The 22573-nt window shown below is 48.4% G+C and carries 25 protein-coding genes; 21 read left to right on the top strand and 4 right to left on the bottom strand.

The window, feature by feature from the left end:
- Positions 1-101: 101 nt before the first annotated feature.
- Positions 102-1043, top strand: coding sequence for a dockerin type I domain-containing protein (locus IKW96_RS14670; RefSeq protein WP_296576593.1), 942 nt, complete (start codon positions 102-104; stop codon positions 1041-1043).
- Positions 1044-1090: 47 nt separating this feature from the next.
- On the opposite strand, the gene IKW96_RS14665 is transcribed toward IKW96_RS14670, so the two are convergent.
- Complete coding sequence (locus IKW96_RS14665) at positions 1091-1702, bottom strand: hypothetical protein (protein ID WP_296576579.1); 612 nt, start codon at positions 1700-1702, stop codon at positions 1091-1093.
- Positions 1703-1921: 219 nt separating this feature from the next.
- On the opposite strand from IKW96_RS14665, the gene IKW96_RS14660 reads away from it, so the two are divergent.
- Both IKW96_RS14660 and IKW96_RS14655 read left to right on the top strand, forming a co-directional pair.
- Positions 1922-2356, top strand: a complete 435-nt coding sequence (locus tag IKW96_RS14660) for an Rrf2 family transcriptional regulator (protein ID WP_296576578.1) — start codon at positions 1922-1924, stop codon at positions 2354-2356.
- A gap of 4 nt (positions 2357-2360) precedes the next feature.
- Positions 2361-2654, top strand: coding sequence for a hypothetical protein (locus IKW96_RS14655; RefSeq protein WP_296576576.1), 294 nt, complete (start codon positions 2361-2363; stop codon positions 2652-2654).
- Positions 2655-2718: 64 nt separating this feature from the next.
- Here the strand turns inward: IKW96_RS14655 and cysK are convergent, their stop codons facing one another.
- Positions 2719-3645, bottom strand: a complete 927-nt coding sequence (gene cysK, locus IKW96_RS14650; protein WP_296576574.1) for a cysteine synthase A — start codon at positions 3643-3645, stop codon at positions 2719-2721.
- A gap of 302 nt (positions 3646-3947) precedes the next feature.
- A complete protein-coding gene (locus IKW96_RS14645; RefSeq protein WP_296576572.1) occupies positions 3948-4865 on the bottom strand; it encodes a hypothetical protein in 918 nt (305 codons plus the stop codon).
- A 366-nt stretch (positions 4866-5231) separates the two neighbouring features.
- On the opposite strand from IKW96_RS14645, the gene IKW96_RS14640 reads away from it, so the two are divergent.
- The 18 genes from IKW96_RS14640 (at position 5232) to IKW96_RS14555 (ending at position 22085) form a co-directional block, all read left to right on the top strand.
- On the top strand, positions 5232-7286 hold the full coding sequence (locus tag IKW96_RS14640; RefSeq protein ID WP_296576570.1) for a cellulase family glycosylhydrolase: 2055 nt from the start codon (positions 5232-5234) through the stop codon (positions 7284-7286).
- Between the two features lie 177 nt (positions 7287-7463).
- On the top strand, positions 7464-9098 hold the full coding sequence (locus IKW96_RS14635; protein WP_296576568.1) for a GDSL-type esterase/lipase family protein: 1635 nt from the start codon (positions 7464-7466) through the stop codon (positions 9096-9098).
- 52 nt (positions 9099-9150) lie between these two features.
- The gene (locus IKW96_RS14630) at positions 9151-10068 is read left to right on the top strand and encodes a diacylglycerol kinase family protein (RefSeq protein WP_296576566.1); all 918 of its coding nucleotides are present in this window, start codon (positions 9151-9153) and stop codon (positions 10066-10068) included.
- A 2-nt stretch (positions 10069-10070) separates the two neighbouring features.
- The gene (locus IKW96_RS14625) at positions 10071-11054 is read left to right on the top strand and encodes a DNA polymerase III subunit delta' (protein WP_296576564.1); all 984 of its coding nucleotides are present in this window, start codon (positions 10071-10073) and stop codon (positions 11052-11054) included.
- A 20-nt stretch (positions 11055-11074) separates the two neighbouring features.
- Positions 11075-11941 carry a stage 0 sporulation family protein gene (locus IKW96_RS14620; RefSeq protein ID WP_296576562.1) on the top strand — a complete coding sequence of 289 codons (867 nt, stop codon included), beginning with the start codon at positions 11075-11077 and terminating at the stop codon, positions 11939-11941.
- On the top strand, positions 11941-12552 hold the full coding sequence (locus IKW96_RS14615; protein ID WP_296576559.1) for an epoxyqueuosine reductase QueH: 612 nt from the start codon (positions 11941-11943) through the stop codon (positions 12550-12552). The genes IKW96_RS14620 and IKW96_RS14615 overlap by 1 nt, the downstream gene beginning before the upstream one ends.
- Before the next feature lie 331 nt (positions 12553-12883).
- A complete protein-coding gene (gene ybaK / locus IKW96_RS14610) occupies positions 12884-13375 on the top strand; it encodes a Cys-tRNA(Pro) deacylase (protein ID WP_296576557.1) in 492 nt (163 codons plus the stop codon).
- Between the two features lie 210 nt (positions 13376-13585).
- Positions 13586-14011 carry an Hsp20/alpha crystallin family protein gene (locus IKW96_RS14605; protein WP_296576556.1) on the top strand — a complete coding sequence of 142 codons (426 nt, stop codon included), beginning with the start codon at positions 13586-13588 and terminating at the stop codon, positions 14009-14011.
- A gap of 244 nt (positions 14012-14255) precedes the next feature.
- Complete coding sequence (locus IKW96_RS14600) at positions 14256-15077, top strand: HAD family hydrolase (protein ID WP_296576554.1); 822 nt, start codon at positions 14256-14258, stop codon at positions 15075-15077.
- A gap of 118 nt (positions 15078-15195) precedes the next feature.
- Positions 15196-16926, top strand: coding sequence for an indolepyruvate ferredoxin oxidoreductase subunit alpha (iorA, locus tag IKW96_RS14595; RefSeq protein ID WP_296576552.1), 1731 nt, complete (start codon positions 15196-15198; stop codon positions 16924-16926).
- Between the two features lie 113 nt (positions 16927-17039).
- Entirely contained in the window at positions 17040-17243 is a 204-nt protein-coding gene (locus IKW96_RS14590) for a hypothetical protein (RefSeq protein WP_296576550.1), read from the top strand.
- A 1-nt stretch (position 17244) separates the two neighbouring features.
- Positions 17245-17640, top strand: a complete 396-nt coding sequence (locus IKW96_RS14585) for a hypothetical protein (RefSeq protein WP_296576548.1) — start codon at positions 17245-17247, stop codon at positions 17638-17640.
- Between the two features lie 19 nt (positions 17641-17659).
- Complete coding sequence (locus IKW96_RS14580; RefSeq protein WP_296576547.1) at positions 17660-18646, top strand: hypothetical protein; 987 nt, start codon at positions 17660-17662, stop codon at positions 18644-18646.
- A gap of 29 nt (positions 18647-18675) precedes the next feature.
- Positions 18676-19251 carry an indolepyruvate oxidoreductase subunit beta gene (locus IKW96_RS14575; RefSeq protein WP_296576545.1) on the top strand — a complete coding sequence of 192 codons (576 nt, stop codon included), beginning with the start codon at positions 18676-18678 and terminating at the stop codon, positions 19249-19251.
- Positions 19252-19430: 179 nt separating this feature from the next.
- Positions 19431-20738: a phenylacetate--CoA ligase family protein gene (locus IKW96_RS14570; protein WP_296576543.1), complete on the top strand. Its 1308-nt coding sequence runs from the start codon at positions 19431-19433 to the stop codon at positions 20736-20738.
- Between the two features lie 66 nt (positions 20739-20804).
- Complete coding sequence (locus IKW96_RS14565; protein WP_294753325.1) at positions 20805-21044, top strand: hypothetical protein; 240 nt, start codon at positions 20805-20807, stop codon at positions 21042-21044.
- A 45-nt stretch (positions 21045-21089) separates the two neighbouring features.
- Positions 21090-21524, top strand: a complete 435-nt coding sequence (locus tag IKW96_RS14560) for an amino acid-binding protein (RefSeq protein ID WP_296576540.1) — start codon at positions 21090-21092, stop codon at positions 21522-21524.
- Between the two features lie 126 nt (positions 21525-21650).
- Positions 21651-22085: a zinc ribbon domain-containing protein gene (locus IKW96_RS14555; RefSeq protein ID WP_296576538.1), complete on the top strand. Its 435-nt coding sequence runs from the start codon at positions 21651-21653 to the stop codon at positions 22083-22085.
- On the opposite strand, the gene IKW96_RS14550 is transcribed toward IKW96_RS14555, so the two are convergent.
- Positions 22086-22514 (bottom strand): hypothetical protein, encoded by a 429-nt coding sequence (locus tag IKW96_RS14550; protein WP_296576536.1) that lies wholly within the window; start codon positions 22512-22514, stop codon positions 22086-22088.
- Between the last annotated feature and the right edge of the window lie 59 nt (positions 22515-22573).

Genomic DNA, 22573 nt, shown 5'->3' with positions numbered 1-22573 from the left:
TAACTCCTGAATTTTCGTAACCATATTGCAATAATTTATCGAATATGCTATAATAAAATCAACAAAGGAAGCCCCCTCAGGGGACAAAAGGAGTGAGATGTATGAAACGAAGGATAGCAAGATTTATAACGTTCTGTATAGCGGCTACAATGCTGCTTGCTCCGTCTATATCAAAGGTCTATGCAGGACCTGCGGCAGGCGAGAGCTATGCGGTTGAATATACAGTAGACGACGGAACAGAGGGGGGCAAAAAGGTAGTTCTCAACCCCGAAAAGGCGAAAACCAAGCCTACATTGTCCCTTAGCCGTTTTGAAGTGCCCGTTAATCAGACAGATGAGGAAAAAGAGATAGAACTCACGATCAGCGGCGCCGACGGAAAATATGCTTCAACAGGACTGCATATAAGATTTGACGACAGACTTCGGCTTATCCCTGTGGACGACGAGGATTATGCGGACAACGGTCCTGCTATAAAGAAGCTGAGCTATAAACAGGAGCCAGATTATGTAGACGAAAACGGTGCCCCTCACGGACTGTTCCTGACTACCTCCTGCGGCAACGGCAACGGCGGTAAAGACGGCGTTATGTGGAAGTTCAGGGTAAAGGTGCCGGAAAATGCAAAGGTCGGGGACAAGTACCCCATAGAGGTCTTTTTCTGGGTGGACAAGAGCAATTCCCTGCGCCATGATATATTCACGAATTTTGCCGACGACAAGGACGGCAAGAATATGGAGGCATGGCTCTTCACAAAGGGAATCGAGCAGGGATATATCGAAATAACAGATGCAAAGAAAAAGACAGGCGACCTTAACGGCGACGGCATTATCGACGCGGTAGACGCTTCGTTCCTTCTTGCGGACTACGCGAAATACTCCACGGACAAGGCTGTTCCCACAGCTGAGGATATCAATGTAAGCGACGTTAATAAGGACGGAAGGATAAACGCAGTTGACGCTTCACTGCTGCTTGCATATTATGCAAGAGTTTCGTCAGGCAAGAATATCACATTCAAAGCTTTTTGTGAAGAGATCAAGTCTAAGTGACAAGCCATAGACAGATAGAAAAAGAAAGCCCGCAATGCGGGCTTTCTTTATTTCAGTAATGTTGAATCAAGCTCTTTTAGGTCGTCGGCGGTTATGCTGTACTCAATGACCGTACCCTTGTCGTTGGGGTTGCTGCCTGTCGGGAAGAAGCAGACCGTGAAGCTGTCGATATCGTCCTTGAGGATAAATCCGCCCACGATACCGCTGAACTGTCCGTTTGAGGGGATATTGAAAGGATCAACGAAGTATTTGTCCTTTTTGATGTTGCCGTTTGCATAGAGCTGACTGCGGACGTCGGAGAATACCTCGGTACCGTCATCGAGCTTTATATAGAAGTTGTTGAGAGTATTCAGCGTGTACTCCTTATTTGTGCTGTTTCTGAGGTCGATATCGAAGAATATGAATCTTTCCTTTGCAGCGCTGTCGGTGTGGACAAGCAGTGATCTCAGAGTGAAAGAGGTATTGTTGGCAGTTACTTCCTTGCCGAGCTCGCCCTTTATCTCGGTAGAGCCTATGGGAGCAACAGTTTCATTGCTGAGTGTGGGGAAGATGTCCTCTTCGGAAGTATTGTTTTTATTGTTATTGTTAATGCAGCCTGCGGAAAGCGCAGCCATAAGCGAAGCAGCCATAAAAAGCGCAGCTGTCTTTTTGATCCTCATGTTTGTATCCTCCGTGGTATTAAGAAATCGCACTGCGATATATTTGCATTTTGAGCACATATAGTATATCACAACAAGGCGGCATATGTCAAGGGGGAAAAGCACATCGGCGAAAATCAGGGAAAAATATAAAAAAATCTCTCTCAGCTCTTGCAATTCATACTAAACCTATGGTATAATAATAGATACAGCAGACAGAAAGGACGTGCAGATTGATCTATGAAAATATCGACTAAAGGAAGATACGCGCTCAGAATGCTTTATGATCTTGCGCTCCACCAGGAGGAGGGCTACGTATCGCTTAAAGATATAGCAGACAGGCAGGGAATATCGAAGAAATACCTCGAACAGATCGTTCCTCTGCTGAACAAGACAGGGCTTCTCAGGACGAACCGCGGAAACAAGGGCGGATATATGCTTGCAGGAAAAGCCGACGAGATAACGGTAGGAGATATACTGAGAGCTACCGAGGGCAGTCTTGCGCCCGTAGCCTGTCTTGACTTTGAACCCAACGAATGTCCGAGAGCAGCCGACTGCTCCACCCTTTTCGTATGGGAGGGGCTTTATAAGGCGGTCAACGAATATCTCGACGGTATAAGTCTCAAGGACATAATCGACCGCGGAATAAGCATTTCAGGCGATTACTGCATATAAAGCCATGAAAAGCATAATAACCGAGTCTATGGCAGCCGATTCGGGGCTGCATGACTATGAAACAGTATCTTTTTGCGTGGACTATTCGGCTTCAAGGGTCGAAATATACCTCAGGGACGCACGGGGCTGCGGCGCAGAGCTCGTTATATGCCCTTTTTCGGAGTTGAACATCACGCACAGGGAACCGTGGGGCAAGGGAAGCTATATCGTATCCTCAGAGCTCCTCATCGAAGAAAATGACAAAGCGCTGTCTTTCGAGCTTAATTCGGGGGACAGCATAACGATCCGGTATAAGTAAAAAGCCATAAAGAAGAAATCTCTTCTTTATGGCTTTTTTTGAGAAGTGTATATGGTTAATATTATTATTCAAACATAGGAGTTGAGAGATAGCGCTCGCCTGTATCAGGAAGCAGAGCAACTATAGTCTTGCCCTTGTTTTCGGGGCGCTTTGCAAGCTGGATAGCAGCCCATACAGCCGCACCCGATGAAATACCCACAAGTACGCCCTCGTTTCTTACGATAGCCTTGCCTGTTTCAAAAGCGTCCTCGTTGGAAACGGTGATTATCTCGTCATATATCTTTGTATTGAGAGTCTCCGGAACAAATCCTGCGCCGATACCCTGTATCTTATGCGGACCTGCCTTGCCCTCTGAGAGAACAGGCGAGTTCTTCGGTTCTACAGCAACTACCTTGACATTCGGGTTCTTGGACTTGAGGTAAGCGCCTGTACCGCTGACAGTACCGCCTGTACCGACGCCTGCAACGAAGATATCGACTTTTCCGTCTGTATCGTCCCATATCTCAACGCCTGTGGTCTTTTCGTGGATAGCAGGGTTTGCAGGGTTAGTGAACTGTGAAGGGATAAAGCTGCCCTTTATTTCCTGTGCGAGTTCCTCTGCTTTTGCGATAGCGCCCTTCATGCCCTTTGAGCCGTCAGTGAGGACGAGCTCTGCACCGTAAGCCTTCATGAGGTTGCGGCGCTCGATGCTCATGGTCTCGGGCATTGTAATGATAAGGCGGTAGCCTCTTGAAGCTGCAACAGACGCGAGACCGATACCTGTATTGCCGCTGGTGGGCTCGATGATAACGCTGCCCTCTTTGAGGATACCCTTTGCCTCTGCATCGTCTATCATAGCCTTTGCAACTCTGTCCTTAACGCTTCCGGCAGGGTTGAAGTACTCGAGCTTAGCGAGGATAGTAGCGTTGAGGTCGTTGTTCTTCTCTGTGTTTGTGAGCTCAAGGAGCGGAGTTCCGCCGATGAGGTCTGTTATCTTCTTATAAATTGCCATAATAATATCTCCTTTATATGATTTTTATCAATTTTATTCGTTCCCGGTAAAGATATGCATTTCATCTGCAACATCGCATAAAAATATAAGTAACCATGATGTACCTCCAAGTAATGTTCATATTACCTATATGTTTGGTATGATTATATTATATCAGGTAAATTTACATTTGTCAACCCTTTTTTGAAAAAATGTTTCCGCCCTTGAAGAAACGCCTGACAGCAGCCATGCACGGGCGGCAGCACAAAATAAAAAGCCACAAAGAAGTGATAGCTTCCTTATGGCTTTTGTCTTTATCCTGATTATTTGGATCCTGTTTCCGTGCCGCGTGCGATCTTTGCGTAGTCGCCTGCAGCAGTAATGCTCTGAACGTCCATAGCGTTTGAATCGTAGTATACCCAGAGGAGCATAGCTGCGAGACCTGGGTTGTTCTTTAAATTGATGTAGTAATCAACGGTATCGCCTGGTTTTGCGGAGATATTGTCGCCGTATGCAACGAAATCAGACTCGCCCGAAACGTCCTGTGCAGCGATATCGCCGCCTACACGGATATTGCCCTGAACTACCTTCGGCTTGAGTGAAACGCCGCGGAGACTTGAGAAATCAGGGTTGAATCTTACAGCGTAGTCTCTGTCGGGGATATTGTCCTTGAGCTTGAATGTTACCTTAACGATCTGATCGTTGAAAGCGTAACCGTCCTGAGTTATCGGAACGCCCTTGTATTCTTTCTCAGTGTCGGGATCAGCGGAGATGTCGATCCAGAGGCAGTATCTCTTATCTGTCTTGCTTACGTAATCGTCAGCCGACGGAGCCTTTGTAACTATCTCGGTAACGACCTGTCCCTGTGCGTCTGTAGCCTTTTCGCCGTTAGCCTCTGTCACCTCAACGACCTCTGTAGCGGGCTCCTTTGAAGTCGGATCGTCAGCATTGAGGTCGTCCTTTACAGGCATACCTGTTTCTGCAAAATCAGCAGCGGAGCCTGACTGGAATGGGGTACCTACAACGGCACCTTCGTCGTTCTTTATCTGACTGATATCCTTGGTAGGAGCAGACTGCTGACCGTCAGCGGCAGTAGTTGTCTGAGAACTGCTGCTTTTGCTGTTTGTATCATTTTTATCGGAAGAGCCGCCTTCCTTGTTGTCGAGACATGAAACGAGAGAAGAAAATGCTACGCAGAGAACAGATGCCAGCGCGATTGCTTTTTTCTTTGAAATATTCATAGTTTCCTATCCTTTCATAACTAAAGGTATTCGTTTATTTTACCGCGGAAAGAAGTAGTTCCGCTTCTACTGTAATTATTATACACGGGCGCTGATAATTTGTCAAGCCAAAGGGAGAATTGTAATCAATTATTCGACAAAGAGACACACTTTTACCACTTATGCTTCACCGTTTTGTCATATTTATTTATAAAATAATTATATAGTTATGGGCAGATTATTATATAAAGTCGTTTCTGTGGGGTTCATATTAGGCAAAATCATGCATTGCAAATGAGCGTATAGCGTGATATAATAAAAATAGGTGTTTTTAGTATGCCTTAGATAAGAGAGAGATCAGGGCTAAAGAGGAAAGGACATTTAACAATGGGAAAAAAGGCAATGGCGCTCTTCACAGCCGCAGCTATGCTGCTGCTCGGCGTGTCATGCGCGAAGAAAGGCGGATCGCCTGACCTGTCGGAAAAAGAAAAAGAGACGGGTACACAGGAGGTGACGACCGCCGTTATTGAGGAGGAAACTACAGAGATGGCAACCGAGCATATAAGCCCAGTTGAGACCGTTTCGGCTATGATCGGCACTCAGATGACTGACGGGAGAGTTATCGGGAGAGCACAGGGAAGCAATACCGCAAAATTTCCCCTTGCCGATCTTATAGATGAGGGGGACAGGATAGTTTCGTTCACCTTCATCATATACTCAGGCGATGGTACGAGCAATATAGGCGAATTCAAAGGCGGCTGCGGAATATCTGTCGAGGACAGATGTCCTGCCGCAACACATCCCGGCTGGTTCCAGTCGGAGGAGTTTACAGCACCCACACAGGGAACATACGGCGAGATCACATGGGTAGTCCCCGAGGAGCTGAAGGACTATATCCATGAGAGCGGCGAGGTAATGTTCGGCTACTGGTGGGGAAACTGCGACAGTCTCAGGATAGAGAACGTTATCTGCACCCTTGAGAGAACGAGAGAAGTTCCCGTTGACGGTGAGGGCGTCACCAAATCGGGGGAGAGCGTAAGCTATTCCGAGGGCGACAGGACAGTACGCATACCTCTCGACTTTATCCCCGAGGGAATGGTCCCCGAGGTGGTAACATTCAGCATAGCTTCCGAAGGAAGGCTGGGAAAATTCACGGGAGCATACGGCATAAGCTCCTCAGACGGCGAATACGTATCGGGAGATACAGCGGTATTCACCAATGATTCGGAGCTTGACCTCGTCTGGTTCGTACCTGACAGGGCAAAGGGCTGCATTGCAAGGAACAACGAGCTCCTGTTCAAGTACTGGTGGAGCGAACAGCCGACAGTTACCATAAAAACGGTAGACGTAAAGTTCAGCACGGGCACGGGAGACTACCCTGCACCTGCGGTACAGCCCACAACAGAGGTGGCTACGGAGATAGCCGCCCATAACGCAAACGGCTTCCGCAGCGCCAAGGAGATAGTATCCGAGATAAAGGTTGGCTGGAACCTGGGCAATACCCTTGACAGCTATGATACAGGCAAAACAGGTCTCAGCACCGAGACTGGCTGGGGCAATATGAAGACCACGAAGGAAATGATAAATTCCGTCAGGGCGGCAGGCTTCAATGCCGTGAGAATACCTGTAACGTGGTCTGAGCATATGAACGGCGATGAAATACAGACCGAATGGCTCGACAGAGTTCAGGAGGTCGTTGACTATGCATACAGCGAGGGACTTTTCGTCATACTCAATATGCACCATGACGACTATATATGGTTCGATCCCCAGGAGACTTCCTACAGCGGCGACAGCGCCCGTCTGAAGAAGATATGGGAGCAGATATCCGCACGTTTTGCGAATTACGATGACAGGCTCATGTTCGAGGGCATGAACGAGCCGAGAACGGTAGGCTCGGCTATGGAATGGATGGGCGGTACCAAGGGAGAGCGCAAGACCGTCAACAAGTATGCAAAGGATTTCGTTGACACAGTCCGCGCCAGCGGCGGCAAGAACGCCGACAGGACCCTTATCGTTACGTCATATGCGGCTTCTGCCGACAGCGTAGCCCTTAACGATATGATAGTCCCCAGCGACAAGAACGTGATATTCACAGTTCACTACTATGCTCCGTGGCGCTTTGCGGAGGGAGCTGATACAGTCTTTACCGAAAGCGGCAAGGGCGAGCTGGACGCTAAGTTCTCCGAGCTCAAGCAGAAGTTCATAGATAAGGGAATACCCGTTATCATTGACGAGTTCGGCTGTGTGAACGCTGCGGACGCGGCTACAAGGAGCAGCTACTATACCTATTACATAAGCGCGGCAAAGGCAAAGGGCATAAAGTGCTTTGTATGGGACAACGGCAAGATGAGCGGCGATTCCAGCTTCGGCATATTCAACAGGGGAGCTCTCACATGGGAGGGCAATATCCTCAGTGCCATAATGGAAGGCGCTAAATAAGATATCAACGAATGCGGAGCTTTTGCTCCGCATTTTTGCGTGTGCCCTGCGGAAATAGAAGATGAAACGGCTTTTTCCCGCGGCAAAGGGCAGATGGCTGAAACTTACTGCTTGACAATGAGTAAGAAATATTATATAATCAGCGTATAAGATTAATTATTTAGGAGGGCAATCCACATGAAAAAAATCATTTCAGCTTTCGTTTCAGCAATCGTAGGTGTCAGTGCAATGGCGTCCTTTACAACAAACGCTGTTGAAACGGAAAAAGCTCCCGAAAAGAAGGGAATGGTTCTTCTCGGAGACAGCATTGCTTCGGGATACACGAGAAAAGGTGCTGTAGAGCATAATTACGGCGAGATATGCGGCGATTATCTCGGCTGTGATGTATATAATTATGCACACACAGGCGACAATACCGATGATATGCTCGCAAAGATGTCTGCATTTGACACACAGCAGCAGAAAAACCTTGCAGACGCAGAGTATGTCGTTATTTCTGTAGGCGGAAACGACATTATCGAGCATATTGCGAAGTTCATGCTTGATTACGCTACCCGCAACAATTTCTTCAACGAGGGCTATTCTGCAAAGGATATCCCCAAAAATCCCACAGTTTCGGACATAACCACCATGATAAACATCAACGGCAAGGGCGGACTCAAGGAATCTCTCACAGGCTCTTTTACAAATCAGCTGGTATTCGGCGCAGAGCTTGGCGACCTTGTTGAGGAGATAAGCGGCAAGCCCGATATCTACACAAAGGACAAGAGATACAGTGGCGGTCTTATAGGAGAGCACATCGTTCCCAACATACAGAAGGCTGCGGACGGAATAAAGAAGGTAAATCCCGACGCCAAGATATATGTTCAGACCATATTCCAGCCTCTTCAGTTCGACCCCAAGTACATGACTGACAGGTTCGGCGACAACGCATCAATGGTCAATATCCTGAGAGCTGACCTTGAGGACATAATGAAGTCCTATTCTCAGCAGATCGAGAACGTAAAGGGTATCGACATAGTTGACGTAAAGTACGAGTTCACAGCTCTCGGCAAAGCGCCCAGCGCAAACAAGGATGGTCAGAACAACAACGGCTATGCATACTACTTTGTTGACGTACAGTCATCAGGCTCGCTGTTTGATATGGATATCCACCCCAATCAGAAGGGACACGTTGCGATCGCAGCGGCAGTTCTTGACAAGATAGGCAAGCTCCACGAGGATAAGGGACTCCTTTCCGGGACCTTCGACAGCTTCACCGATAAGGCAAGCTATCCTGCACTTCCCCTTGCTACATACAAGAGAGTTGCAGGCGTAAAGGAGGAGCAGACCACCACTACAACAACTGCAAAGCCAACAACAACGACAACAACTACTACCACAACTACAACCACCACCACAACTACTACGACAACAACGACCACAACTACCACGACGACAACAACAACTACAACGACAACCACGACCACTACCACAACAACTGCAAAGCCCACAACTACCACAACTACAGCTCCCGTTACAACAACGACCACTACAACAACACAGCCAGTTCCGTCATACAAGCTGGGCGATGTGAATAACGACGGCTATGTAGACGCAGTTGACGCGGCAAAGGTGCTTGTTGAGTACGCAAAACGTTCTGTAAGCGGTGCAAAGGGCACATTTACAGATGCTCAGAACAAGGCGGCAGACATCGACTCAAACGGCATGATAGACTCCGTTGACGCTGCAAAGATACTTAGATTCTATGCATATCTATCAAGCGCAAAGGGAGAAAAGAAAACTTTTGAGGAATTTTTAAAGAAGGCATAACGATCTCAGCGGACAGCTAACCCCTGTCCGCTGATTATATAGGGAGAAAGCTATGAAAAAGATATATTTTGTGGTAAATCTTGTTGCAGGCAAGGCAGTCATAAACAAGAAGCTGGGCAGGATAATCGACGAGTTCGTAAAAGAGGGATATGAAGTGACCGTACACACCACACAGAGCGGCGGCGACGCTGTTGAGCAGGCGGTATTCGCCTGTGAAAAGGGCTACGACCTGCTTGTTGTGGCAGGCGGCGACGGAACTCTCAGCCAGTGTCTGCAGGGAGTTATGGGCTATGAAAAGAAGATACCCATAGGATATGTTCCTGCAGGCTCGACCAATGATTTTGCAAAGAGCCTCGGTATCCCCTCGGACCAGATAAAGGCTGCAAAGGTCATAACTCACGGAAAGCCTGTCCTCTGCGACGTCGGCGGCTTCAACGACAGCTATTTCTCCTATGTTGCGGCCTTCGGAGCTTTTACCAATATCACCTACGAGACCTCGCAGAAGGTGAAGAACGTTTTCGGCCACGCGGCTTATATCGCAGGGGGAGCTGCTCATCTCGGCAGTATCAAGGCAAAACCCATGCGTATAGAGTATGCGGACAAGACTATCGAGGGCGAATTCGTATACGGAATGGTGACGAACACAGCTTCCGTGGCAGGCATGATAAATATGAAGAACTTTCTCCTTGACGACGGCATTTTCGAGGTAACTCTCATAAGAAAGCCGAAAAATGCAGCAGAGCTTGGCAGAACAGCTCTTGCTCTCCTGAAAAATGACATGACGGACAAGAACATTGTATTCTTCCGTACCAATGAAGTGACGATAACCAATCTTTCCGACAAGCCGTTCTCATGGACGAGAGACGGCGAGTACGGCGGCGAGGAGGCCGTGAACCGCATATGCTGTCACAAGAGGGCAGTTCCCTTTATGGTGCGCGGAAAGAAAAGACTTCCCTTTGAAAAGGACTGAATATGAAGAAAATATACGGAAACGAGCAGCTGAAAAGCACTCTTGAGCGAATGGCGGTCAGCGGCAGGACGGCTCATTCCCTTATAATAAGCGGCGAAAAGGGCAGCGGCAGAAAGAGTATCGCGAAATACTACACACAGGCGCTGATGTGCGAGGCTCCCGTGGAGGGCAGACCCTGCGGAGTGTGCAATACCTGCAAAAATATCTGTAACGATGTGCACCCCGATGTGATATACCCGAAAAAAACGGGAAAGCTCGGCAATTACAGCGTCGAGACTGCGCGCGAGGTTATAGCTGACGCCTATATCAAGCCCAACAACAGTAGCGGCTGCAAGGTATACATCTTTGCGGACTGCTGCAATGTTGACGACAGAACGCAGAACGCTCTCCTCAAGCTCATAGAGGAGCCTCCTGAGTATGCGTATTTCATATTCACCTGCGGCTCAAAGTCGGAGTTCCTGCCGACTATAATCTCACGCTGCGTGTGCTTCACCACTTCTCCCTGCACCGAGGAAGAAGCTGCGGAGGCTCTTGCGGAGAGCGGTCACGGTCAGCAGGAGATAAGCGCCGCAGTAAGCTGCTTTCACGGAAATATCGGAATGTGTGAGAGCTATATCAGCGACGGGGAGCTGAGAAAGCGTGTGGATTTGACAAAATCGCTTGCCGATAGTATAATAAGAAAAGATGAATACGCTCTCACAGTCGGACTTTTCTCCCTCGGCAGGGAGCGCGGGGACGTGAGAGAAACGCTGTCCATGCTTGATAAGCTCGTCCGTGACGCGGCGGTGCTTGCAAAGGACAGCTCTGCCCACACCATAGGCTGCTTCCGCGAGGGAGCCCTTGCTCTGTCACAGGCCGTGACGGCGTATCAGTCTGCGCGGCTCCATTCATGCATAGAGAACGCATGGAGGGCTGTGGAGAGGAATGTGGGCATACCGCTGGCGCTTACGGCGCTTGGCGCTGAGATAATGGAGATAGTCGGATAGACTTTCGGTTAGGAGCTTCTATGAAAGAAATAGTCGGAGTACGCTTCAAGAGCGTAGGCAAAATATATTACTTTTCCCCCGGAAATATAAAGGCGAACGTTGGCGACCACGCCATAGTCGAGACTATCCGCGGAGTTGAATGCGGAGAGGTCGTTATCGCCAACCGTCAGATAAACGACGATCAGGTGACCTCGCCTCTCAAGCCCATAATCAGGCTTGCGGACGCCAACGACATGAAAACCGTGGAGAAGAACAAACAGCGTGAAAAGGACGCTTTCAAGATATGCGAGGAAAAGATAGCTTTCCGCAAGCTGAGCATGAAGCTTGTGGACGTTGAATGCACATTTGACAACAACAAGCTTCTCTTCTACTTCACAGCCGAGAACCGTGTTGACTTCCGCGAGCTGGTAAAGGACCTTGCAGCCGTATTCAGAACCAGGATAGAGCTGCGTCAGATAGGCGTCCGCGACGAGGCGAAGATACTCGGCGGACTTGGCATATGCGGCAGGGAGTTCTGTTGTAAGGGCTATATGGGCGATTTTCAGCCCGTTTCCATAAAAATGGCAAAGGAACAGGGACTTTCCCTCAATCCTACGAAGATATCGGGAACCTGCGGCAGACTTATGTGCTGCCTTAAAAACGAGCAGAACGCATATGAAGCTCTGCTCAAGATAACGCCTAAGGTGGGAGCTATCGTAGTAACTCCCGACGGTGACAGGGGCAAGGTGGAGGACGTAAACCTCATCACAGGAAAGCTTCGCGTAAAGACCGATAAGTCGGAAGTTCCCGTAACTCTTGACAGGAGCGAGGTAAAGCTCCTCAAGGACGCGGAGATAAGGATAAACAAAGAGGAGCTCAAGGCGCTGAAGAACCTTGAGGATCAGTAATGGAGGGCAAGCCTAAGACGAATTACGGTCTACTGCTGGACAGCAAGCTCAGTGACCTCGAAAAAAGCGGCGAAAGGCCGTCGCTTCTGCTCCATGCCTGCTGTGCGCCGTGCAGCAGCCATACCCTTACGGTGCTGGAGAAATACTTCAGTGTCACGCTGTATTTCTGCAACCCGAACATAGCTCCAGAGGAGGAGTTCGCCTTCCGTTTTGCGGAGCTGAAAAGGCTGGTTCGGGAAATGGGACTTGATATCCCGGTGATAGAGGAGAAGTACGACCCTGCACCCTTTTACGAGCTTGCAAAGGGCCTTGAGGACCTGCCCGAAAGGGGAGAGCGCTGCCGCAGATGCATAGCATACCGCCTGAGAAAGGCAGGAGCAAAGGCAAGGGAGCTTGGCTGTGATATGTTCACCACTACCCTTACTATCAGCCCCCATAAGGACTGTACCTTTATCAACGAGTGCGGAGCGCAGATACAGGACGAATGCGGAGTACCGTACCTTTTCTCGGACTTCAAGAAGCACGACGGCTACAAGCATTCCATAGAGCTGTCAAGGCAGTATAACTTGTACAGACAGAACTACTGCGGCTGCGTTTTCAGCAAAAAGTGATAAGTGCTTGGTATGTGCGGATATTATCCGCTGTTTTGAAAAGGTAAAAAGATATGCAGTATTCTGAACGCATCATAATTGTTTTATTCTGCATCACAGACATAATAATATGGCTGGGGCTGTATTTCCTCTGTGCAAAGGTACATATCCGGAATGCAAAGAAAAAGGCAAAAAAGCTGACCTGAAACGGGTAAGTATATTATTAGTGGTTTCATGTCTTATATTTCATTTGGTATTTTTGTGGTACTGCTCCAACTTTATAGCGCGGTACTATTCTAACTGTATAAACGTGCTGAAATGATAACGATTATTTCTGTCAGGGAGAAAAACAATGGGCAAGGAACTGAAAACAAACGCAATGCGTTTTCTTGATAAGAGCAAGATAGAATACACAGTACAGACCTACGAATGCGAGGAGTTCATCGACGGTATCCACACAGCCGAAAAACTGGGTCAGCCCCTTGAGGAGACCTTCAAGACCCTCGTTGCAAAGGGAAAGAGCGGCAGCTATTACTGCTTTCTGCTTCCCGTGGCGCTGGAGCTGGACCTGAAAAAGGCTGCAAAGAGCGTGGACGAGAAATCCGTGGAGCTTCTCCACGTTAAGGATATAACGGCAGTAACGGGCTATGTCCGCGGCGGCTGTACGCCCATAGGCATGAAGAAGCAGTTCATGACGGTGGTGCACAACAGCGCCGAAGCTATGCCGCAGTTCTACATAAGCGGCGGCAGGATAGGCGTGCAGATACATCTTTCTCCGCAGGCACTTGTAAAGGCGATACGCGGAAAATTCGAGGATCTTGTGCTTGCACAGTCTGAAAGCTGAGATAAAGGACAATTGAATAAGCTTCAGATTAGCACTCTCGCATCGAGAGTGCTAATTTTCATTATACTGTCACAGAACCTTGATATTCCTTTCAAAAAAGCGCTGTAATATATAGACAATGAAACGAAAGGAAGCGATACCGATGGAAAGTGCATATTATGAGGAAAACTGCATAGGATAAATATGAAAAATCAAATGGAGGCATGAATTATGTATGGACTTACACCTTTCGGCGGCACAGGCTACGGTCTGTGGGACGCATTCAATGATTTTGACAAGAATTTCTTCGGCGGCAATATGCCGATGAACAACTGCAAGACAGATATCCGCGACGACGGCGACAAATACGTTCTTGAATCGGAGCTCCCGGGCTTTGAGAAAGAGGACATCAAGCTCGACCTGAGCGGAACACAGCTCACCATTGCGGCTGAGCACAGCACAAATAACGACGAAAAGGACGAGAAGGGCAATTATATCCGCCGTGAGAGGACTTACGGCTCATATAAGAGGAGCTTTGATATCGGCGATATCAATACGGAAGCTATCAGTGCGGAGTACAAGAACGGTATCCTTACCATTGAGCTCCCGAAGAAAGCTCCCGAAGCTCCTGTTGCCAGAAGACTTGAGATAAATTAAATACCGATATAAAGGGCGGACACGGGCTTCCGTCCTTTATTTTTTTGAGGGCGGCATTTGGCCGCCCTTTTTCAATGCACGGCAGTATACTGCTTTATGCATGATTAACATTAAGAGCTGTCAAAATCCGTCGGAATGTACAAATCGCTTTCCTGTTAAAAATTAATTCTTCACTTTTTTGACTGAATATGCTATAATACTATTATGAATATCCATATGCAGATCACGGGGGTGACCGTAAAATTTGAAAAGGCTCTATATCAGCGATCTTGACGGAACTCTTCTGAGCCCGAAGCCCGAAATAACAGCGCATACCGCAGAGATAATGAACGCTCTTGCACGAAAGGGCATGAACTTCACATTTGCAACTGCGAGGTCGATATATTCGGCGGTACCGATAACCTCGGCTCTGGATATAAACGTACCGTGTATACTTATGAACGGCGTGAGCATTTATGATATCAGAAACGAGAGCTATGTCAAGAACGAGTTCATAGACCCCGCATTGTCTGCAAAGCTGCTTGAAATATACAGGCGTCACGGCGTTGAATGCTTCATGTACCGCATAGACAAGGGAGCTCTTACCTGTTACTATTCAAAGCTCACCAGCAGAGTCATGCAGAGCTTTGCGGAGGTAAGGAAGCATGAGTACAAGAAACCCTTTGTACAGTGCCGACTTGAGGATTATGCCGACGAGTACACGGTATACTTCACCACCAGAGGAAAGTATGACGAACTTTTACCCGTAAAGCTCGAAGCCGAAAGGATAGCAGGCGTTGATATCGCCTTTTATCTTGACGTTTACGACGATTCGTGGTATCTTGAGATATTCTCACACAAAGCCTCAAAGTCCAACGGGCTTCGTTTTCTGCGTGAGAAGTACGGCTTTGACGAGATAGTCGCATTCGGCGACAACCTGAACGACCTGCCCATGTTCGCGGAGGCGGACATAAAGGTCGCAGTCGGCAACGCAAGGGACGAGGTAAAGGCCGCAGCCGATATAGTCATCGGGACAAACTCCGAGGACGGGGTTGCAAAGTGGCTGCTTGACGAACTGAGCCGTTAGCCATTTTCCATTAGCCGTTAGCTTGTTGCAGCGGCGAATCCGCTCACTAATGGCTGAAAGCTAAAGGCTAAGGGCTTTATTGATATGATAATCTTTAACATGAAAGGAAATACATAATATGAAGAAATTAATGCTGGGAAACGAAGCCTTTGCGAGAGGCTTGTATGAAGCGGGCTGCCGCGTAGTATCGAGCTACCCCGGTACACCGTCCACAGAGATCACAGAGGAGGTCGCAAAGTACGACGAGGTCTATGCCGAGTGGGCTCCCAATGAAAAGGTTGCTATGGAGACAGCTCTCGGAGCTTCTATCGCAGGCGCAAGGAGCTTCTGCGGAATGAAGCACGTTGGTCTCAACGTAGCTGCAGACCCCTTATATACAGCAGGATACACAGGCGTTAACGCAGGTATGGTCATCGCAGTTGCCGACGACCAGGGAATGCATTCCTCTCAGAACGAGCAGGACAGCCGTCACCACGCTATCGCTTCAAAGGTGCCTATGCTGGAGCCCTCTGATTCAACGGAATGTAAGGAGTTCGTCAAGCTTGCCTTCGAGCTTTCGGAGAAGTACGACGCACCGTTCATAGTAAGAATGTCCACAAGAGTTGCTCATTCACAGAGCATAGTTGAAATGGAGGACAGAAACGACCTCCCTCTCAAGGACTATGAAAAGACTCCCAGCAAGTTCGTAATGATGCCTGCATATGCAAAGGGCAGACACGTATTCGTTGAGGAGCGCACAAAGAAGCTCACAGAGTATGCAGAGACCACACCTCTCAACAGAGTCGAGATATCGGACAAGGCTGAGTTCGGCGTTATCACAAACGGAGCTGCTTACCAGTACGTAAAGGAAGCTCTCGGCGACAAGGCTTCCGTGCTGAAGCTCGGTATGGTAAATCCTCTTCCCGTAAAGCTCATTCAGGACTTCGCAAAGAAGTACCAGCAGATATACGTTATCGAGGAGCTTGACGGCATTATCGAGGAGCACTGCCGCAATATCGGCGTAAACAATGTTAAGGGCAAGGAGATATTCGGCTACATCGGCGAGCTTCCGCAGTCTGTTATTGCAGAGAAGCTTCTCGGCGAGAAGAAGGATTTCACAGCGCTTGACGACGAGATACCTGTACGTCCTCCTGTTATGTGTGCAGGATGTCCGCACAGAGGACTTTTCTACTGCTTAAAGAAACTGGGCGTAACAGTATCGGGCGATATCGGCTGCTATACTCTCGGAGCGGCAGCACCTCTCAATGCTATAGACACAACTATCTGCATGGGAGCTTCGATCTCTGGACTCCACGGCTTCAACAAGGCAAGGGGCGCAGAGTCCGAGCACAAGACAGTTGCAGTTATCGGCGATTCCACATTCATGCACAGCGGCATGACAGGACTTGTGAATATCGCTTACAATAATTCAAATTCCACAGTTATCATACTTGATAACTCCATCACAGGAATGACAGGCCATCAGCAGAACCCGACAACAGGCAAGAACCTCAAGGGCGACCCTGCTGCGGCTGTAAACCTCGAGGAGCTCTGCAAGGCTATCGGTATCAAGCGTGTAAGAGTTACAGACCCGTACAAGCTTGCCGAGACTGAGGCAGCTATCAGGGAGGAGCTTGCAGCTGACGAGGCTTCTGTTATCATTTCGCGCCGTCCGTGCGCTCTGCTCAAGTACGTAAAGCACAATCCGCCTCTCAAGGTAAATACCGACAAGTGCGTAGGCTGCAAGATGTGCATGAAGCTGGGATGTCCTGCTATCTCCATGCGCGACGGTAAGGCAGTAGTAGACCACACTCTCTGCGTAGGCTGCGGAATCTGTCAGGAGCAGTGTAAGGTAGGAGCTATCCAGTAAGCTGCTGAACGTGAAAGACTAAGGAACGCCGGGTGCGGAGGCACTCGGCGTTCCACAAAACGTAAAATAGTTCAAATGTACAATAAAAAATCGATAATCAATGAGGTAATACTATGAAGATAAGAACTATATACTGCCCTTACTGCAATGTGCTTATGGAATATAAGGGCACTAAACGCATACAGCTTGGACGTACAGGCTTTATATTAGGCGACTTGGATAATCTGTTTTCCGGAGCACTCTCAGCGAGTATATATGAGTGTCCGAAGTGCGGAAAGCTTGAATTATTCAGATACAAGAAAACAAAGAGGAAATAATATGATACAGTTACCAATATATGAGGAGTTCGCCCACTGGCTGGACGATCTCCTCGAAAACAACGATATGCCTGCGGAAACAAAGGCGTTCTGTTTTAATCTGTATGAGGAGTCCGAGGAGGACCACATCTATGGTGTGCAGCTTGTTGCCACCTGTGAGTTCGACCCCGACGACAAGGACGGAGAATGGGCCTGCGAAGAAGTGTGGAGCTGTGAGGAGAACATCTTCACCGTTGATACCTCGGACGAAGACGACACAGGCTGCGAACACGCTCAGGAACTCATAAAGGAAATGGCTGAGGAGTACCTCGGAAACGGCAGATATAAGGATATTCTTAATGAAGTCAAAGGAACTGCCATTGGATTTGTCGATGGTGACCTTGAAATTGTAAAATAACATCAGGGAGAGTACAGAGATGGACGATTTAATGACAGGAGTCGGAAATTCAGGCGGAATGGACGATATAAACGAGCTTGCGCGTCAGGCGGAAGAAGCTTTACAGCCGCATAATAATACCATTCAGGGACAGCAGTCCGCAGGCTACAATGCACCGCAGAACGGTTACGGACAGCAGTCCGCAGGCTACAATGCACCGCAGAGCGGTTACGGACAGCAGTCCGCAGGCTACAATGCACCGCAGAACGGTTACGGACAGCAGTCCGCAGGCTACAATGCGCCGCAGAACGGTTACGGACAGCAGTCCGCAGGCTATAATGCACCGCAGAGCGGTTACGGACAGCAGTCCGCAGGCTATAATGCACCGCAGAACGGCTATGGACAAAGAGCTTCGGGCTACAACGACACACCGCAGTACAGTCCGACTCCCGATTTCGGAGCGTCTTACGGCGATTTTGAAGGCTCCGAGACCGAGTTCATGACCATAGTAAAGGGCGCAATAGGCGCTATAATCGGAGCGATCCCGGGATTTTTCTTCATCATGGGACTTGCCAGGTTCGGAATAATCGCTTCCATATGCGGAACTATCCTTGCAGCCGGAACATTCTTCGGTTACTATATCGCCACCCGCAAGAGCGGCTTCGATATGAAGCGGGGCGGTATCGTCTGCATAGCCGTTATGGTCATAGCAATATTCATCGCAGTACGTTCATCGTGGACGTTTGCGCTTAGAGACACGCTTAAAACCGTAAAGAGCCTTACGTACTCGTATATGGACGACAGCGGCGAGTATACGGACGAGGATATGGATAACATCGACACGAGCTATGAGTTCCTCTTCGGACATACCGAGCCTACGTATTCCAACTGTTCCTCGAATTTCAGCAGGATACTTACGATACTTGGTCTGAAAGGAAAGTTCATCGGTTCACTCGCTGAAAACTACCTCTTCTGCGCTTTGGGAGCCCTCTGGCTGTTCTCGAAGTTCGGAAAGAAAAGCTTTTAAAGAATAATAACATTAAGGAGTAATATATAATGGAAACTAAATCTATAATGATAGTCGGAGTCGGCGGACAGGGTTCGCTGCTTGCTTCAAGACTTCTCGGAAACGTGCTTCTTGCGCAGGGCTATGACGTAAAGGTCAGCGAAGTGCACGGAATGTCTCAGAGAGGCGGCTCCGTTGTTACATACGTAAAGTACGGCGATAAGGTTTACTCGCCTGTTATCGAAAAGGGCGAGGCTGACGCCGTTATCTCCTTCGAGCTCCTTGAGGCTGCAAGATGTCTCCCTTACCTCAAGAAGGGCGGCAAGCTTATAACCTCCACACAGCAGATAGACCCTATGCCCGTTATTACAGGCGCTGCAAAGTATCCCGAAAATCTCGTTGAGAAGCTCAAAGCAGCAGGTGCTGAGCTTGTTGCGGTTGACGCTCTCTCTCTTGCAGAGCAGGCAGGTACAGCAAAGGCTTCAAACGTAGTTCTTATGGGCGTGCTTGCTTCACGTATGGACTATCCCGACGAGCTGTGGCAGAAGGCACTGGAGCAGTGCGTACCGCCCAAATTCCTCGACCTAAACAGGAAGGCTTTCGAGCTGGGAAAGAACGCTCAGTAAACTATGTAGGAGACACCGCCCTCGGCGTCACGTGAGTTCGGGCTCGTTATACCGGACTGATGCGGGCATCAGCCCCTACAAAGGATATCGGACGATTATTCGGGCGGATAGTATCCGCCTCTAAAGGCGAACATCATATCATAACATAATAAATCCCAATAATAAGGAGTAGAAGTCCAATGGAAAAGTATTGGAACAAAGAGATCGAATGTATGTCACGGGAGGACATGAAAAAGCTCCAGGACGGGCGCCTCGTGGCACAGGTAAAGCACGTTTACGAAAACGTGAAGTACTACCGCGATCTCATGGACAAAAAGGGCGTTAAGCCCGAGGACATCAAGGGAACAGAAGACCTTCACAAGCTTCCGTTCCTCAGCAAGGCTGATCTTCGTGAAGCATATCCCTACGGTCTGCTTGCAAAGCCTCTCGGCGACTGTGTAAGGATACACTCCACCAGCGGTACCACAGGAAAGAGAGTAGTTGCTTTCTACACACAGAACGATGTGGATATGTGGGAGGACTGCTGTGCAAGAGCTATCACCGCCGCAGGCGGCAACGAGGACGATGTTGTTCAGGTGGCATACGGCTACGGACTTTTCACGGGCGGTATGGGACTTCACGGCGGTTCTCACAAGGCAGGCTGTCTTACTCTCCCGATGAGCTCGGGAAATACCGAAAGGCAGATACAGTTCATGCAGGATCTCGGTTCTACCATACTCTGCTGTACGCCGTCATATGCGGCTTACATAGGCGAGACCATCGCCGAAATGGGAATTAAGCCCGAGGACCTCAAGCTCAAGGCAGGTATCTTCGGAGCAGAGCCGTGGACTGAGGAAATGCGCCGCTCAATTGAGAAGTCGCTGGGTATCAAGGCTTACGATATCTACGGACTTACCGAGTCAAGCGGCCCCGGCGTTGCCTTTGAATGTTCCGAGCAGACAGGTATGCACATCAACGAGGACAACTTTATCCCCGAGATAATCGATCCCGATACGGGTGAAGTTCTTCCCGAGGGAACAGTTGGCGAGCTTGTATTCACAAGTATCACAAAAGAAGCTTTCCCGCTTCTCAGATACCGTACACGTGACCTCTGCGTACTCAGCAGGAAGAAGTGCTCATGCGGACGTACTCTCATAAAAATGGCCAAGCCTATGGGCAGAAGCGACGATATGATGATAATCCGCGGAGTAAACGTATTCCCGTCACAGATAGAGACTGTTCTTATCGAACAGGGCTATTCGCCCAACTATCTCATTGAGGTAGACCGTGTAAACAACACGGATACGCTGGACATCAGCGTTGAAATGAATCCCGAGCAGTTCTCGGATAAGGTAAAGGATATGCAGAAACAGGAGAGAGACCTTGCAGTAGCTATCAAGACTATGCTGGGCATCAACCCCAAGGTCCACCTGGTGTCACCGAAATCTATCACACGAAGCGAGGGTAAGGCTGTACGAGTTATCGACAGACGAAAGCTTCACGATTAAGGTTTACACAGCGTCGTCACTGACGCGCTGTTAAATATTTTCCATTATTTTAAGGAGGTTTCATTTATGAAAATCAGATTATTTTCCACAAACTATATGCCGGAGCAGGAGAAGTACCAGCGATTCGCTGCTTTTGAGAACGAGCTCAATCAGTTCATTCAGGGGGTAAAAGTCATCGACATCAAGTACAGCACATCAGCAGGTCTCTGCCATGATGCACAGACTCATGTAAACGAGTATGTTGACGAGCATTCAGTCCTCGTTATGTATGAGGATCTCCCGAAGACAGCAGCAAAGAAAAAGTGATCCTTCGCGGCGTATTATTATCCTGACCTGAAGGAGGCAAAACATATGTCAAACGTAAGACAGATCTCAGTATTTGTTGATAATAAGCCCAATCAGCTGGCAGGCGTCATGAAGATGATAAAGGAGTGCAGGATCAACGTCCGCGCCCTCAGCCTTGCCGACACAAGTGATTTTGGTATCGTCAGAATGATAGTCAATGATACGGATAAGACAGTTGAAAAGCTGAAAGCTACTTCCTACGCTGTTACGGTAACAGAGGTAGTCGCAATATCCATTCCCGATTCTCCCGGACAGCTGAGCCGCGTGCTCGATATCCTCGGAGGAAAGAACGTTAACCTCGAATACCTCTATACATTCCTCGGTAAATCGGACAGGTCTGTTTCGTTTGTTATCAGGGTGGACGACATCGCAAATGCGTCCGAGGCTCTGACAGACGGGGGCATTATTCAGCTTACCGAAAATGACATTGCTGAGATGTAGGGATTGCACAAAAAGCCATTCTGTTTGTAAAAATATTTTGAAAACGCTTGACATAATTCCTGTTAATGTTGTATAATACAATATGATAAGAATTAACGAGAAAATATTCGACAGGAGTGATGTAAAATGGGTATTCTCGATAAATTCAATGACGCAAGCAGGGGTGTTTCAGAGAAGGCTAAAAGCATTTCGGAGGCTAATAATCTGAAAAGGAAGATTCTTTACGAGGAGGAAAGGATCGTAGAGATCTTCACCGATATCGGCAAGAAGTACTACAAGGAGCACGGTGAGGACGTTGAGGCCCTTAAAGTGCTCTGCGACGACATAGATACACGACGCAGAAGAATAAAGAAGATGAGATATGAGCTCAACGGCATCAGGGGCTATAAGGTATGTCCCAAGTGCGACGCTGAGGTCAATGAACGCTTCCAGTTCTGCGGACGCTGCGGCGCAAGACTTCCCGATATCGAGGACGAGGACTTCATGTCGCTTGAGCCTAATGATTATTACACGGAAAGCAGCAATAACTTCTTTAATGCTGATCCAAACAAGAATTATTGATCATAAGGGCTGTTCTGATCTTATCGGAACAGCCTTTTTGTTCACAGGCTGTCTGCCGAGAGTGCGGCCTATCTGCCTGCAAAGTAGCCTTGCAGGGATACACAGCACGAACCACAGACAGGAAAAGGGGATACATATCTGACCGAGAAAATTAAATGGCATATCGGAGTAATCCCATACGTTCCAGTGCATAATAACGTTGTCGAATATGCCGACGGTCAGCTCTATGGCTGTTATGCTGAGAGTTCCTGCGATACAGCTCCTGATAAGGGTAACGGAGCTGCGGCTGTTTATGATGTACAGCACCATAAGCACCAGTCCGCCCGTAAGGGACATCGTCCAGTGAGTATATCCTCGCATGACAATTTCGATAAGACTGTAACAGAAATATCCCATTAAAAAAGAGAATAAGAGCTGTGAAAGCTTCATGGTATCACCTCAGAATTATTATCGACATATTTCAGAGTGAATATTCAAAAAGGGAGTTG

The organism is Ruminococcus sp., from assembly GCF_017549005.1.
In the GTDB taxonomy this organism is placed as follows: domain Bacteria; phylum Bacillota; class Clostridia; order Oscillospirales; family Ruminococcaceae; genus Ruminococcus.
This window is presented reverse-complemented; position numbering and strand designations above follow the sequence as displayed.